General features: G+C 70.7%; 15 protein-coding genes. 7 read left to right on the top strand and 8 right to left on the bottom strand.

All coding sequences use genetic code 11. From position 1 onward, the window contains the following. Nucleotide 1 precedes the first annotated feature (1 nt). The 3 genes from ACOGI9_RS01340 to ACOGI9_RS01330 are packed head-to-tail and all read right to left on the bottom strand — an operon-like array spanning nucleotide 2 to nucleotide 2,840. Nucleotides 2–613 (bottom strand): hypothetical protein, encoded by a 612-nt coding sequence (locus ACOGI9_RS01340; protein WP_419858115.1) that lies wholly within the window; start codon nucleotides 611–613, stop codon nucleotides 2–4. Further along, nucleotides 610–1,851: a LeuA family protein gene (locus ACOGI9_RS01335; RefSeq protein ID WP_419858114.1), complete on the bottom strand. Its 1,242-nt coding sequence runs from the start codon at nucleotides 1,849–1,851 to the stop codon at nucleotides 610–612. Before ACOGI9_RS01335 ends, ACOGI9_RS01340 begins: the two co-directional genes overlap by 4 nt. Further along, nucleotides 1,848–2,840, bottom strand: coding sequence for a sugar nucleotidyltransferase (locus tag ACOGI9_RS01330; RefSeq protein WP_419858113.1), 993 nt, complete (start codon nucleotides 2,838–2,840; stop codon nucleotides 1,848–1,850). Before ACOGI9_RS01330 ends, ACOGI9_RS01335 begins: the two co-directional genes overlap by 4 nt. A gap of 135 nt (nucleotides 2,841–2,975) precedes the next feature. Here ACOGI9_RS01330 and ACOGI9_RS01325 point away from each other — a divergent pair, with 135 nt between their 5' ends. Genes ACOGI9_RS01325 through ACOGI9_RS01305 form a run of 5 tightly spaced genes read left to right on the top strand, consistent with a single transcriptional unit; the run spans nucleotide 2,976 to nucleotide 7,405 of the window. After that, on the top strand, nucleotides 2,976–3,431 hold the full coding sequence (locus ACOGI9_RS01325; protein WP_419858112.1) for a DUF1499 domain-containing protein: 456 nt from the start codon (nucleotides 2,976–2,978) through the stop codon (nucleotides 3,429–3,431). Beyond that, a complete protein-coding gene (locus ACOGI9_RS01320) occupies nucleotides 3,428–4,333 on the top strand; it encodes a hypothetical protein (RefSeq protein ID WP_419858111.1) in 906 nt (301 codons plus the stop codon). The genes ACOGI9_RS01325 and ACOGI9_RS01320 overlap by 4 nt, the downstream gene beginning before the upstream one ends. Next, nucleotides 4,333–5,922 (top strand): DUF445 domain-containing protein, encoded by a 1,590-nt coding sequence (locus tag ACOGI9_RS01315; protein WP_419858110.1) that lies wholly within the window; start codon nucleotides 4,333–4,335, stop codon nucleotides 5,920–5,922. Before ACOGI9_RS01320 ends, ACOGI9_RS01315 begins: the two co-directional genes overlap by 1 nt. After that, on the top strand, nucleotides 5,919–6,611 hold the full coding sequence (locus ACOGI9_RS01310) for an SCO family protein (protein WP_419858109.1): 693 nt from the start codon (nucleotides 5,919–5,921) through the stop codon (nucleotides 6,609–6,611). Before ACOGI9_RS01315 ends, ACOGI9_RS01310 begins: the two co-directional genes overlap by 4 nt. Nucleotides 6,612–6,619: 8 nt before the next feature. Beyond that, nucleotides 6,620–7,405 carry a cytochrome c oxidase assembly protein gene (locus tag ACOGI9_RS01305; protein ID WP_419858108.1) on the top strand — a complete coding sequence of 262 codons (786 nt, stop codon included), beginning with the start codon at nucleotides 6,620–6,622 and terminating at the stop codon, nucleotides 7,403–7,405. Between the two features lie 22 nt (nucleotides 7,406–7,427). Here ACOGI9_RS01305 and cutA read toward each other — a convergent pair whose 3' ends face one another. The 5 genes from cutA to folE form a co-directional block, all read right to left on the bottom strand. Beyond that, complete coding sequence (cutA, locus tag ACOGI9_RS01300; protein WP_419858107.1) at nucleotides 7,428–7,748, bottom strand: divalent-cation tolerance protein CutA; 321 nt, start codon at nucleotides 7,746–7,748, stop codon at nucleotides 7,428–7,430. Further along, nucleotides 7,745–9,616 (bottom strand): AMP-dependent synthetase/ligase, encoded by a 1,872-nt coding sequence (locus ACOGI9_RS01295; RefSeq protein ID WP_419858106.1) that lies wholly within the window; start codon nucleotides 9,614–9,616, stop codon nucleotides 7,745–7,747. The genes cutA and ACOGI9_RS01295 overlap by 4 nt, the downstream gene beginning before the upstream one ends. 19 nt (nucleotides 9,617–9,635) lie before the next feature. Next, nucleotides 9,636–10,073 carry a tetratricopeptide repeat protein gene (locus tag ACOGI9_RS01290; protein WP_419858105.1) on the bottom strand — a complete coding sequence of 146 codons (438 nt, stop codon included), beginning with the start codon at nucleotides 10,071–10,073 and terminating at the stop codon, nucleotides 9,636–9,638. Between the two features lie 138 nt (nucleotides 10,074–10,211). Continuing rightward, a complete protein-coding gene (locus ACOGI9_RS01285; protein WP_419858104.1) occupies nucleotides 10,212–10,925 on the bottom strand; it encodes a hypothetical protein in 714 nt (237 codons plus the stop codon). A gap of 26 nt (nucleotides 10,926–10,951) precedes the next feature. Further along, entirely contained in the window at nucleotides 10,952–11,524 is a 573-nt protein-coding gene (gene folE, locus ACOGI9_RS01280; RefSeq protein ID WP_419859219.1) for a GTP cyclohydrolase I FolE, read from the bottom strand. A 373-nt stretch (nucleotides 11,525–11,897) separates the two neighbouring features. On the opposite strand from folE, the gene ACOGI9_RS01275 reads away from it, so the two are divergent. Both ACOGI9_RS01275 and ACOGI9_RS01270 read left to right on the top strand, forming a co-directional pair. Next, a complete protein-coding gene (locus tag ACOGI9_RS01275; protein WP_419858103.1) occupies nucleotides 11,898–12,182 on the top strand; it encodes a hypothetical protein in 285 nt (94 codons plus the stop codon). After that, the gene (locus ACOGI9_RS01270; RefSeq protein ID WP_419858102.1) at nucleotides 12,175–13,980 is read left to right on the top strand and encodes an amidase; all 1,806 of its coding nucleotides are present in this window, start codon (nucleotides 12,175–12,177) and stop codon (nucleotides 13,978–13,980) included. Before ACOGI9_RS01275 ends, ACOGI9_RS01270 begins: the two co-directional genes overlap by 8 nt. Nucleotides 13,981–13,991 lie beyond the last annotated feature (11 nt).

Here is a 13,991-nt window from a genome sequence, read left to right as displayed (position 1 = left end):
GTCACGAGGGTGCGAGCCGGTCGGCCACGCGCAACGCGAGCGTGGTGAGGGCGAACGGCGACGCGGCCTCCGCGGCCGCCCCCGCGACGGCGCCGTGCCAGAGGACGGCGCTGCGCCGCACGTCGATGACGGCGAGCTGCAGGACGGCCCGGCGCTCCCGGTACGACACCGCGAGCGGCAGGACGACGAGGCGGGCGCCGAACAGGGCGGCCACCTGGCGGAGCTGCGTGTGGAGCGGTTCGTAGAGCTGCGCCCGGGCGTCCGGCGCGGCGAGCAGGCCCCGGTAGGCGAGCCGCCCCGGGTCGACGCCGATCGTCGGGTTGCGGGCCAGGCGGGCCTCCACGGCGGGCGCGAGCGCCCAGTGCGCGGCCCCTTCCTCCTCGCCGAACGCGAACTCGATCTCCGCGTTGAGGAGGTCGATCGTGCGCGCCGCGCTCCCCGTCCCCCCGGCCCACGCCCCCTCGCCGTCCGGGACGGCCGACTGCACCGGGAGGACGACGACCGGCACGCCCGCGGGCACCTCCGGCGGGTCGGCGGCCGGAGGCTGCTGCGCCGCCAGGGCCCCGGCGGAGAGAAGGGCGAGCGCGCCGCACGACGCGGTGCGGCGTCTCATGCCCGCGCCGCCTCGACGCCCGCGATCTCGGCTTCGATCTCCTCCTGCGAGAGGGTGCGATCGCACTTCTTGGCGAGCCGGAACACCGCCTCGCACAGGGTTTCGTCCCCGGCGTCGTATCCGTGCTGGCTCAGCCAGAAGCGGACGTTGCTGAGACCGGACACCGGAGAAATCTCGATGATCTGTTTCCGCCCCACGATCGAAGCGGGGACGCCGCTGTAGACGCAGTCCTCCAGCCAGCCGTCCCCCTTCTGCATGGCCTTGATGATCGCGGCCGCGTGCACGCCCGTCCCCGTCCGGAACGCGTCGTCCCCGATGACGGGATAGTTGTGGGGCACGTCGACCCCGCACATCTCCGCCGTGAGGCGGCAGTAGTCCGACAGCCGGTCGATCGGGTGGTCGTGCGTTCCCAGCAGGTGGAGGTTCACGAGCAGCAGGTCCATCTCGACGTTGCCGATCCGTTCGCCGATCCCGAGCGCGGTGGCATGCACCCGGTCGACACCCTCCTCGATCGCCGCCAGCGCATTCGCGAGCCCGAAGCCGCGGTCGCGGTGTCCGTGCCAGTCGATCTTCACGGATTCTCCCGTGCCGGCCACGATGTCCTTCGCGAACCGCACAAGTCGCCGCACCCCGTGGGGCGTCGAGTGACCGACGGTGTCCGCGAGACAGATCCGGCGGGCCCCCGCCTCGACCGCGGCCGAGAAGAGCCGGGCGAGCGTCCGGGGCCGCGACCGCGTCGTGTCTTCCGTCACGTACATGACCTCGAGTCCCTCGCCGATGGCGAACTCGATGGCGTCGCGCGACGAAGCGAGGATCTGGTCCACATCCCAGTTCTCGGCGTACTGGCGGATCGGCGAGCTGCCGATGAAGGTGGCGACCTCGATGTCCAGACCCGTCGCCTGCTGGACGCGCGCCACGGGTTCGATGTCGGCCCGGACCGTGCGGGCGGCCGCGTTGGCCTCGATCGGGAGCCCTCCATCGACGATCTCGCGAGCCAGCGCCAGGCACGCTTCGTAGGCGCGGGGGCCGGCGCCGGGAAGGCCGATGTCGACGGCGTGGATGCCGAGGTCCACCATCAGGTGGAGGAGTTCGATCTTCTTCTCGATGGGCGGGTCCTTGACGGACGGATTCTGGAGGCCGTCGCGCAGCGTCTCGTCATCCAGTTCGACCCGGGTCGCCGCGTAGTCGTGGCTCCCCGGAAGCGCATTCCAGTCGTATATCAGTTCGTCCTGGCTCACGTCCGCTCGCCTTCGACGACTCCGTCGTCTCCCACGCTCACTCTGCCGCGCACGCCTCGAAGCGTCACGCGGTCCCCGACGAGGGAATCTATCAGATCGCAGTCCTCGATGACGCTGTCCGCGCCGACGATCGTGTGGCGGAGGCGCGAACCCCGGACCCGGCTGCCGGCTGCGACGCTCACGTTGGGGCCGACCGCGGACGTCTCGACGACGGCGTCGGCGGCGACGGCGATGGCCCCGTCGACGGTGACGGAATCCGGGAGGTCCGGATCCCCTCCGTGTCCGCGCTCGAGCATCACCCGATTCGTCTCGAGCAGCGTTTCCGGCTGCCCGCAGTCAAACCAGCCGCCGACTTCCGCCGTATGGAGACGTGCGCCGCGGTCGATCATGTACTGGAACGCGTCCGTGAGGAAATACTCCCCGAGGTCAGGGTCCCGATCCATCACATGCCGAATCCCCTCGAACATCAGCTCGTGATCCTTCACGTAGTAGACGCCGATGTTCGCGAGCTTCGATACCGGTTCCGACGGCTTCTCGACGATCCGCTTCATGAATCCCGCTTCGTCCGTCAGGATGACGCCGAACCGCTGGTAGTCCTCGACCTCCTTGGCCCAGATGATGCCGGACGCGGACGCGTGGCGGTGCAGGACGCTGAAGTCGGCGTCGAAGAGCGTGTCCACGAACACGATGAGGACCGGCCCGGTCACGTGGGGTTCCGCCAGCGCGATCGCGTCCGCCGTCCCCCGCTGGACGGACTGTTCCACGTACGTGACCGGGAGGCCGGGGAACTCCTCCGCCATGAAGGCCCGGATCTGGCCGGCGAGGTGCCCGGTGATGCAGATGAGATCGTCCACGCCCTCGGCTCGGAGCTGCTCGACGACGTAGGAAAGCACGGGCCGATTGGCCACGCGGAGTAAGGGTTTGGGACGGGTGTGGGTGTGTGGACGGACCCTTGTACCCATTCCCGCCAACGGTATTATGGCCTGCATGTTGAGCCGTCAGAGTTTCGGGAGAGTGGTGCTGCTTTCTGCGGGGGCCGGGAGCCCGGGCCAACCGGGCCCCGCGGATCGCCAAGCTATCCGTGCGCGGCGGACGCGGGCAACCGGGGAAAGAGGGCTTCCGGGGTGACGGAGGCATCTCCCGAGGGCGGGCAGACCGGCGGACGCTCCCGCTGGCTGCACGAGAATTCGGCGGACACCCGCGCGCCGGGCGGGCCCGAGCCGCGCGTCTACGAGATCGCCTTCTCCCGGGTCTGGGACCAACTGCTGAAATACGTGGGGCGGCGCTGGTGGTGGACGCTCGCCCACCGCGACGAAGACCTCGGACTCATCTCCGTCCGGTGTGCGGTTCCGCTCCTGCGCTGGTCGGATGACCTGACGATCTGGGTCGCCCTCGATTCGAACGGGCTCACGCGGGTCGAAGCGTTTTCCCGCGCGCGGAGGCGGGATTTCGATCTCGGCATGAACCGGCGACGGATCCGGCGCATGCTGAAGTCGCTCGATCGGGCGCTGGGACCGCGAGCCCGACTGCCCGAGTTCGCTCCCGGCGGGGACGCGCGGGATGCGCCGGGGGGGACGTGATCGGGCGCTGGCTCCCCGGGGCGGCGGGCGCCGTCCTCGTCCTCTTCGCGTGTGCAGGACCTCCCCCCGACGGAACGGCGGAATCCGGCGCGGAGATCGCGGGCGAGCCGCTCACTCCGGCGGTCGACGCGCGCTATCTGACGCACCTTCTCTTCGCCGCCGACGACGGGACCGCGTTCATCGGCTCGTTCGATCAGACGGCCGAGGGCGAAGATCTGCGCCTTGACTACGACGTGCGCCTCGCGGAGGGAGACGCCTGGCGGCCCCTCGTTCTTTCGCGGGACACGGTGTCCGTGGCCCGCGCGGCGTGGCGGCTTCTGCCTACGCCGTCGATGGCGGTGCGCGTGGGCGACGCCGGCCAGATCGTGAGTCTCCGGTTCGGCGAGGGCGAGGACGCGGATCCCGTGCGTCTCCTGGCGGGGGAGGAGGTGTCCGTCTGGACGGGGCCGACAGGGCAGCGGGAGTCGCTGGGGATCGCGGCGCTGCAGACGAGCGACGGGGCGGTGCCGGGCATCCTCTTTTTTCGCCGTGCCGCGCGGGCGCTGAGCATCCCCGTCGCGACGACGGATGGCCAGACCTTCGTGTTCGCCGACTCGCTCGGGAACGGCCTCGTCGTCCACGCGGGCACCCTCCGCCAGCCGGCGGTGGCCTACACCTGGCTGCACGGCGTCGACGCGGCGTGGGGCGACGTGACGCTCGAGCCGCCGGATCCGGGTCGGGCCGGCGGGGAGGCCGCGGCCTGGCGGTTCGAGATCTCGGGTACGACGGTCCGCGGGAGCTTTCGGCCGCTGGCGAGCGAGGACCCCGGCGACGGCACGCTCATCCGCATGGAGGCCGTGGTCAACATCGGAACGGAGGTACTCGACTTCAACGGGTTTGCCGCCACGCTGCCTTCGCCCTGATGGAGTTCGACTGGCTGCGCGCCCTCGTCACGGTGGCCTTCGGCGCCCTGGCGGGCGGAATCACGAACCGGATCGCCGTGTGGATGATCTTCCATCCCTACCGTCCGCCGAAGGTCCTGGGCCGGCCCGTGCGGTGGTTGCAGGGCGCGGTGCCGAAGAACCAGAAGCGGCTGGCGGATTCGGTCGGGGGCGTCGTGGGGGGAGCGCTCCTCACCCCGGAAGACATCACCTCCGAACTGCGGCAACTCGAGTCCGCATTCCGGGCGCGGCTGCGGGAGCTTGCGGTCGAACTCGGCGAGGAAGAGCAACCCGCGCTGGCCGACCTCCTCCCGGAGGCCGCGCTCGCCGAAGTCCGTGAACTCCTCACGCGGATCCTCGGACAGGGCCGCGAGTTCCTGGCCGGGACGCTGGACTCCCCGGACTTCGGGGATGAAGCCGGGCGCCTCCTCGAGTCGATCCGGGAGTCGCTGAGCGACGAATCGCTCGCGCAGACCCTGGAGCCGGAACGGATCGCGGCCATCCGCGACACGATGGACGGCTGGCTCGCGCGGCTCGTCGATTCGTCGGCCTTCGAGGCGACCGTGCGTCGCCACCTGGACGAGGCCGCCCGGCAACTGCTCCAGCCGCACCGCACGTTCGAGCAGCTGATTCCCGCGGGGCTCGTTGCCGCGCTGGAGCACGCGATCAAGGACTACCTTCCGGTCGCGATCGAGCGCCTGGGCCGACTGCTCGATGACCCGGATGCGCGGCGGCGGATCGAGCACGTGCTCGGGGAGCTGTTCGACCGCTTCATGCAGGATCTCCGCTTCCACCAGCGCGTCGTGGCCCGCCTCATCGTGACCGAGGAGACCGTGACCCACGCGCTCGATGCCCTGCGGGAGGAGGGCGCCGACCGCCTCGGCGGGGTGCTGCGAGAACCGGAGGTCCAGACGGCGATCGCGCGGCACGTGAACGACGGCGTCGTCGAGTTCCTCCGGCACCCTCCTTCGGAGGTCATCGGCGGCGCGGGCGATCCCCAGGTCGAGAGCGCGCTCGATGCGTCGGCCGAGTGGCTCGTGAGGGCGGCGCGGGATCCGGGCTCGCGGGCCTTCCTGCTCGACCGCCTCGAGGGGCTGCTCGAACGCTTCGGAGAGAGGAGCTGGGCGGACCTGCTGCGCGCCGTCCCGGCCGACCGCGTGGCGGCCTCGCTGGCCGCCGGGTTCCGGTCCGACGCGGGACGCGTCCTCTTCGACTCGATCGCCGAGCCGATGGCGGACCGGCTCCTGCACACGCCGATCGGGCGGCTCGGGCGCTTCCTGCACGAGGACGCCGCGGTACGGCTTGCGGATACGCTCGCCACGCCCGCCTGGGACTGGATCGTCAACCGCGTGCCGGAGGTGGCGGAACGAATCCGGATCGCCGAACGTATCTCGACGAAAATCGAGAACTTCTCCATCGAGCGGATCGAACACCTTGTTCGCGACATCAGCCAGCGCGAATTCGACCTCATTGTGCGGCTCGGATACCTGCTCGGCGCCGGAATCGGCACCGGGCTCGTGATCCTCGACTCCCTCCCGGTACTCGAGTTCATCCGGGGACTGTTCGGATGAGACCGGCGCGCATCGTTGCCGCCGCCGCGGTCGCATGCGGCGTCGGTCTCGCCGGGTCCGCCTGCGCTTCTCCCGATGCGGCGATCGACCGCACGGAGGGCACGGGGGAGTTGCGCGGGCTGGCGATCGAACAGCCTTTCGAGGCCCCGGAGTTCGCCCTGACGGATTCGCGGGGGCGCCGGTTCGACTTCCGGCGGGAGACCGCGGGGTCGCTCACGCTGCTCTTCTTCGGGTACACGAACTGCCCCGATATCTGCCCGGTGCAGATGGCGGTGCTCGGGGCCGCTCTCGACGATCTTTCGTACCCGGACCGGCGGGAGATCGAAGTCGTGTTCGTGACGACGGACCCGGCGCGCGACACGCCGGACCGGCTGCGGAGCTGGCTGGACCTCTTCGACGCCTCCTTCGTCGGCCTCTACGGGGAGATGGAGACGGTGAACGAGATCCAGGCCGGGTTCCGCCTTCCGCCCGCGCGGATCGAAGGGACCTCGCCCCCGCCGGGCGCGGGAGAGCCGTACCTGGTGGGACACGCGACGCCGGTCGTCGCCGTCACGGGCGACGGCGTGGCGCGGGCGCTGTACCCGAGCGGCGTGCGCCAGACCGACTGGCGGCACGACCTTCCGCTGCTCCTGCGTCTCAACCGGTCGGTGTCGAAGCCGGGGGGCGAAGCGGGTCCGAGCGGCGGCTGAGGCACGCGATGCAATGGTGGTGTGCCGCCCAGGGCATCCCGTGGGACTGGTCGTGGCGCCCCTACCCGGGCGTCTGGCTCTTCGTCGCGTGCCTGTGCCTCGCCTATCGCGCCTTCACGCGGGGCGCCGTGCCTTCGCGACTCGAGGTCGTCCGCTTCGCCGGCGGCGTGCTCATCCTCTGGATCGCGCTGGACTGGCCGGTGGGTGCGCTGGGCTCGGGATACCTGGCGTCGGTGCACATGGTGCAGTTCCTCCTCATCGCGCTGCTCGCCCCGCCGCTCCTCATCGCGGGGCTTCCGCGCGCGGCGCTGGAGCGCGTGCGGGGCGGCCGGGCCCTCTCCCTCCCCGGATTCCTCGCGCGGCCGCTCATCGCGCTGCTCTTCTTCAACGCGATCGTCATCGCGACGCACTGGCCGGAGGTCGTGGACGGTCTCATGGCCTCGCAGGCAGGCTCGCTCGCCCTCGACATGGCCTGGCTGGGCGGCGGACTCATCTTCTGGTGGCCCGTCGTGAGCCCGGTGCCGCACCGGCCGCGCTTTCCGCTCGGCGTGCGGATCTGCTACCTGATCGCGAGCACCGTGCTGATGACGCTGCCCTACGTCTTCCTGACCTTCGCGGAACTCCCCTTCTACGCCACGTACGAACTCGCGCCGCCGGTGGGGACGCTCTCCGCGGGGGAAGACCAGCGGCTCGCGGGGCTGATCATGCGGATCGGCGGAGGCACGATCCTGTGGTCGGCGGCGGGGATCATCTTCTGGTTCTGGTACCGCTCGGAGAACGACGCCACCCGCTGAGGCGGGGGTTTGCCAAGGGGCGCTAGTCGCTCACCTGTTCGGAGACCCAGTCGACGTAGGGCGCGGAACCGGCGGTCACGGAGATGAAGAGGATCTCCGGCACGTCGTAGGGATGGAGTTCGCGGATGCGCCGCTCCACGGCGTCGCTGCGGGCGGCCGTCGTCTTGAGGATGCCGAGGGCCTCCGCTTCCTCGCACACCTCGCCCTGCCAGCGATACACGGAGGTCACGCGGTCCACGACGTTCAGGCAGGCGATGAGCCGTTCTCCGACGAGGGTCCGTCCCAGCCGCACGAGTTGTTCGCGGTCGGGCCCCGTGACGAGCCCGGCCACGACGTCGCTCACGGGCGGTCCCGCTCTTTTTCCCGCCCGCTCATGGCGTCCTCGGCCCGCTCGTAGAGCGCTTCGATCGCGTCGGCGAAGCGGGCCTCGATCACGCGACGCTTGACCTTCAGGGTCGGCGTCAGCTCCCCGCCCTCGACGGTGAACGGCCCCGGGACGAGGAGTACGTCGCGCGGCCGCTCGTAGTGCGCGAAGTCCCGGCAGCGGTCCCGCACGGCCTTTTCGAGCATGGCGCGCGTCCGGGCGTCCGCGACGAGGTCGGCGTCCGCCGCTTCCTCGACCCCGTGCAGCTCCGGACGAACGGCCTCGAATTCGGGCACGACGATGACGATCGGGAACTTTCTCCCGTCGCCCAGCATCACGGCTTCCGCCACCATCGGGTGCCGCTTGATCTCCGCCTCGACGGGCTGCGGCGCGATGTTCTTTCCGTAGGCGGTGATGATGAGGTCCTTCTTGCGGTCCGTGATCCGGAGATACCCGTCGTCGTCGATCTCGCCCACGTCGCCGGTGTGGAACCAGCCGTCGCCGTCGATGGCTTCGGCCGTCGCCTCGGGCTTGTTGTAGTAGCCCGCCATGATCTGCGGCCCGCGGATGAGGATCTCGCCGTCCTCGGCGATCCGGATCTCGGTGCCGGGGATCGGCTTGCCGACCGTGCCGAGGCGGATGGCGTCGATCGGATTGAAGCTGACGGCGGGCGAAGTCTCCGTGAGCCCGTACCCTTCGACGATGGGCAGGCGCGCGGCGAAGAAGAAGCGGGCGATGGCGGGCGCGAGCGGGGCTCCGCCGCTCACGAAGTAGCGGACCTGTCCCCCCGTCCGGGCGCGCAGCTTCGAGAACACGAGGCGGTCGGCGAGCTCGGCCTGGAGACCGAGACCCGGCCCCACCCGGCGTCCCTCGAGCTCGGCCATCGCACGCGCTTCCCCGACGCGACGCGCCCAGTCGAAGATCTTCTGCTTCGCGCCGCCCGCCTCCCGGGCGGTGGCTTCGGCCCGTTCGAGCACCTTCTCGAACACGCGCGGGACGGCGGCCATGAAGGTGGGCGAGACCTCGCCGAGATCGCGGGCCACCGTGTTGGGGGACTCCGCGTACGCGACGGTCACTCCCGCTCGCCACATGATGTAGTGGCCGACCGTGCGCTCGAACACGTGCGCGAGGGGCAGGAGCGCGAGGGCCACGTGCGTGGAGTCGATCGGGAACACTCGCAGCGCCATGTCCGCGTTCGAATGGAAGTTGCCGTGCGTGAGCATCACGCCCTTCGGGTCGCCGGTCGTGCCCGAGGTGTAGATGAGCGTGGCCAGGTCCTCCGGACGCGTCTTGCGGGCGTGCGCTTCGTACGTCGCCGCGAGCGCTTCGGGCGCGGACTCGCCCAGATCGGAGAGGGCGTCGAGCTGCAGCGTCGCGAGCGAGGAGCCCTCGGGCGCCGTGACGGCCCCGAAGGCGATCGCCAGTTCCAGGGCGGGCAGGTCGTCCTTTACCTCCGCGACCTTGTCCAGTTGCTCCTGGTCTTCCACGAACACCGCGCGCGCGCCGGAGTCCGCGAGGATGTAGCGGACCTGGTCGGCGGGCAGCACGGGGTAGACGGGGACGGAGGTGAGCCCCGCCATGACGATGCCCCAGTCGGCCAGGGCCCACTCGAGGCGGGTCTGCGAGAGGATCGCGATGCGGTCGCCCGCCGTGAAACCTCGTGTCCGGAGCCCGAGCGCGATGGCGCGGGCGCGGCGCCCGATGTCCTCCGTGGAGGTCGAAACCCACGCGCCGTCCGCTCCCCGCGTACGCGCCGCGTCCTCGCGGGGCCGCGAGAGCCCGTCGAGGAAGAGTTCCGGTAATGTGCCGGGCCGATAGTCGTCCGGGAGCGGGCTCGAGACGTGCACGCTGCTGGTACGCGGGCCGCTAGTGAGCGACCGATTCCGCGGCCGGCACACCCAGCCGCTGCAGCGTGCGCCGGGCATGCTCGAGGTGCCTCGGCTCCTCCCGGTCTCCCCCCGCGTAGGCGAGGAACTCCTGAAGGTGCCGCGAGGCGTCCCGCTCGGCGCCCTTCTTCAACAGGAGGAACGCCAGGCCGTAGTGCGCCGCGGTGCTGCGCGGGCGCTCCTCGAGGGCGGCTCCGTAGGCGCGAACCGCGTCATCGGTCAGTCCGATGTGCGTGTACACCACGGCCATCTGTTCCAGCGTAGCCGGATGTCGCGGGTTGTACTTCAAGGAGAGCCGAAATGAAATGAGCGCCTCATGGTAGAGTTCCTGCCGAACCAGTTCCACACCTTCCTCGTAGAAGTCCGGCTGCTTCCGTCGGCGCCGTCCGTCAGTGTCCCAGATCTTCCACCACACCATGCCACCTCCCCCCGAGCGAGCTGGACCGTACGTCTCACTCAACCACCTTCCACACAGCCCCACACATCTGGCGACAACGGGGAATTATAGCGTTTCGTCAAGCTGTGGCAAATTTTCCGGCTACGCTTCCGGCTACGTCTAATGGCGTTCACCGACCCAGACGGTGCGGTCGGAGGCGACTTCCGCGAACTCGGACGCCGCGAGCAAGTCGAGGTCCGGAGGGGTCGGAGTCTCCACGACGAGGCGTGCGCCGGGCCGCGCGCAGCGCGTGACCTCGGACAGTCGGAGGGCCATGGGAGCGGCGAGCGCGATGCCGTGCAGCGCGCCGGAGCGGATCGGCCAGCGGTCCGGCGCGGCGCCCAGGAGCGGATCGACGCCGACGACGAGGTCCTCGATGGCCACGGCGGCCGGGGAGGAACGGTCGCCGGTGTCCGGCAGCCAGGCGACCACCTCGAGACGGTCGCCGAGACGGGCGATGTGAGGGGCGTACGCGGCCAGCCGCGGGCCGAGGAGCACCGCCATTCCGGCGCGGTCGCTCACGCCCAGCAGGGCGGCAAGACGCAGCGCCGCGTCCGGAGCGGCGTCCCCGGCGGGTCCGGCCGAAGCCGCCGCGGCATCGAGCGCCGTGGCGTCGGGGGGCGCCGTCCCGGCGTCCGGGGTGGCCCGTCGCGCGGCATCGGAAAGATCGAAGCGCATCGTCCCGCCGCGGATGGGCACCTCGATCTCGCACAACGGACAGCCCAGCCGACCCTCGACCACGCGACGCGACGCGGCCCGGTCGACGAAGGCGACGAGCCCGGCCGCCGCCCCGCAGTCGGGACAGTCCAGGACTTCAGCCAGTTCGAGAAACACGCCGCCGTTTCGGGCCGGCCACGACGCTAGTCCGAGCGGGTGAGGCGGAGGAACTCCTCGCGCGTCCGGTGATCCCGCCGGAACAGGCCGCGCACGGCGCTCGTGATCGTCTTCGAGTTCTGCTTCTCAACGCCCCTCATCATCATGCAGAGGTGAATGGCCTCCACGACGACGCCGACCCCCTGCGGGTTGAGCGCGTCCTCGATCGCCTGCGCGATCTGCTCGGTCAGGCGCTCCTGAAGCTGAAGCCGGCGGGCGAACACGTCCACGATGCGGGGGAACTTGGAGATGCCGACGATGCGTCCGTTCGGGATGTACGCGATGTGCGCCTTGCCGAAGAAGGGGAGCATGTGGTGTTCGCACAGCGAATAGACTTCGATGTCCTTGACGATGACCATCGAATCGTGGGGTTCCTCGAAGATCGCCGTGCCGATGACCTCCTCGACGGTCTGGCCGTAGCCGCGGGTGAGAAACTCGAGGGCGGAGGCCACGCGCGCCGGCGTCCGGACGAGCCCCTCGCGGTCGGGGTCCTCGCCGATCAACTCGAGCTGTTCGCGGACGAGACGCGACAGACGCTCTTCGCTCACGGCCTCCTCCAGGAGTGTTCCGGGATGTCGCGGACGAATGCGGGGCGCAGCCGCGCCCCGTCCGGGATGCAAAAGGGGCGACCCGTGGGTCACCCCCTCTGTAGAATCAGATGCAAGGGGATTTCTTGAAGCCCTCCGCAACACGGTTCGGCCCCTCCCATCGGTTTCCGCCGTCCCCGCAGGGCATGACGTCCGCCTCCGGATCGGAGACTCTATGGGCAATTGTTGGCTCAAGAAATATGGCCTTGCATCCGTCTGCGTGAACGTTAGTGCGGCTTCGGGTTCGCGGCAAACCCCTGTGGCGCACGCCGAACGGAGGGCCCCGGTGGCGCGCGGCGATCGCCGACACCATGATGCTTCCGAACATCTCCCCAACGGAGGCGCCATGGCCCGCCGACCCTCGCCGCCACGTTCCGCCGCGTCGTCACAGGAGGTGACGGATGAGCAACTCGACGCGTACATCCGCACGCGCCTCGCGCTCGCCGGCGTCGATCTCTCCGTGCTCCCCGACGACGATGAGGATGCGCCGGCGGATCAACGCCGCATCATGGCATCCGCACGGCGCTTCCTGAGGTCGACGCCCGGGGCGATCGCGGACTTCGAGTTCGACCCCATGGGGCCGGCGCCGGCCATCTACCCCGCCGAAGTGAGCGCGTGGAACCGTGGGTGAGCTGAACCGGCGCCGCTTCCTCGAGCGGATGACGGCGCTGACCGCGACGGCCATGGCGGCCCCCGCGACCCTGGGCGCGGTCTCCGGCACGGGATCCGGGGTCGGGGTGCGACCCCCGGGAGGGACCGGAGCCGGCGGCCGGAGCGGAGAGGGCGGCCGGGCCGTGGCCGGACGCCTCGGCGAACCGGACCTTCCGCCTGCCAGCCGTCCCCAGCCTGCGGACCCGACCGAACTCACGCTCGCGGAGGCGGCGCGGCTCCTTCGTGACGGCGACCTGGGCGCGGTCGAACTCGTCGAGGCGTATCTCGCGCGGATCGGCCGTTGGGACCCCCGCTACCAGGCGTTCAACACGGTGGTTTCCGAGTCCGCATTGGAAGCGGCCCGGGCCGCCGACCGGACGCGCGGGCGGGCGCCGCTGACCGGGGTGCCGCTCGCGATCAAGGACAACTACTTCACGGCCGGGGTCCGCACGACGGCCAACTCGTTCATCTTCGAGGACTTCGTGCCGGACTTCGACGCGACCTCGTGGGCCCGGCTTCACGACGCGGGCGCGATCCTGCTCGGCAAGACCCAGATGGGCCCGCTCGCGACGACGGCCGCCTCGACGCCCACCGGAGAGCGCACGACGGTGAACGCCTGGGCGCCGCACCACGACGATGTGAGCCCGGGCGGGTCCTCGAGCGGGTCGGCGACGGCGGTCGCGGCGCGCATGGCCGCGTCGAGCACGGGCACGCAGACGGGCGGCTCGATCACGAACCCCTCGAACGCGCAGGCCCTGACGGGAATCAAGCCGACGATGGGCCGGGTCTCACTGCACGGGATCCTCCCTCTCACCTATACGCGCGACCATCCCGGCCCCCTGGCCAGGGACGCGGTCGACGCCGCGCTGATGCTGCAGATCATGGCGGGGCCGGACCCCGCGGACCCCCGGTCCCTCGGCCTCCCGCCGGTCCCGGACTACCTGGGGGCGGTGCGCGGGGACGACGCCGCGCTCAGGCATCCGGAGCGCGGGGGGGCGGTGCGGATCGGCGTCCTGCCGGGCTTTCTGGACGAGCCCGAACCGCCGGAGGATCCCGGGCCCGACCCGGACCCCGACGTCGACCGCATCGGGAGTTCGTTCCCGCGGCGCGAGCGGACGCAGGCGGCGTACCGCCGGGAGGTGGCGACGGTCGAGGCGCGGCGGCGCATGCTCGCGACCCTCGAGGAGATGGGGGCGGAGATCGTCGAACTCGACTTCCCCACCCACTGGGAGACGCTGACGAGCTTCAACTTCAACAACGTGCGGCTCCCGGAGCGCTCCGAGATCTTCCTCGAACACCTTCGCGATGACGTGAGGAAGTTCGGCGTCTCGCTCGCGCCGTGGATCAACGGGCTGCTCCTCCCCGCGGCGGAATACGTGCGCGGCTCGCGGGCCCGGCTCGTCCTCCTGAGGGAAGTCCTCGACGACGTGTTCGGCCGCTGCGACCTGGTGACGCAGACCGCGCCCTTCCCCTTCGACATGGTGGGGCTGCCGCTCATCGGCTTCCCGATCGGGTTCGAGACCGGGTCGACGGGATACCCGAGACCCATCGGGGGCATGTTCGGCGCGGAACCCTACGCGGAGCACCACCTGCTCGCCGTCATCGCGGCGTACCAGCGCGCGACGGACTGGCACCTGCGGCGCCCCGCGGACCCCGGCGACCTTCGCCCCGCGGACGGAGACGGGGACGGTCCGCGCGACGGATCCGACCGCCGGGGCGGCCGGACCCGTTCACCGGGGCGCTACGACCTGTTCGACGTGATGGAGCGCGGCGAATAGCGCCACGCCAG

Origin of the sequence: Candidatus Palauibacter irciniicola (assembly GCF_965208695.1) — a bacterium.
Classification (GTDB): domain Bacteria; phylum Gemmatimonadota; class Gemmatimonadetes; order Palauibacterales; family Palauibacteraceae; genus Palauibacter; species Palauibacter irciniicola.
Note: the sequence above shows the minus strand (reverse complement) of the source record. Positions and strands in the feature narration are given on the sequence as shown.

Bases quoted from the DNA above. Each gene is read 5' to 3' on its own strand.
- ACOGI9_RS01275 (WP_419858103.1), top strand. From the start codon at position 11,898: ATGGCCCGCCGACCCTCGCCGCCACGTTCCGCCGCGTCGTCACAGGAG.
- ACOGI9_RS01310 (WP_419858109.1), top strand. From the start codon at position 5,919: ATGAGACCGGCGCGCATCGTTGCCGCCGCCGCGGTCGCATGCGGCGTC.
- ACOGI9_RS01290 (WP_419858105.1), bottom strand. From the start codon at position 10,073: ATGGTGTGGTGGAAGATCTGGGACACTGACGGACGGCGCCGACGGAAG.
- ACOGI9_RS01330 (WP_419858113.1), bottom strand. From the start codon at position 2,840: ATGCAGGCCATAATACCGTTGGCGGGAATGGGTACAAGGGTCCGTCCA.
- ACOGI9_RS01315 (WP_419858110.1), top strand. From the start codon at position 4,333: ATGGAGTTCGACTGGCTGCGCGCCCTCGTCACGGTGGCCTTCGGCGCC.
- ACOGI9_RS01305 (WP_419858108.1), top strand. From the start codon at position 6,620: ATGCAATGGTGGTGTGCCGCCCAGGGCATCCCGTGGGACTGGTCGTGG.
- ACOGI9_RS01340 (WP_419858115.1), bottom strand. From the start codon at position 613: ATGAGACGCCGCACCGCGTCGTGCGGCGCGCTCGCCCTTCTCTCCGCC.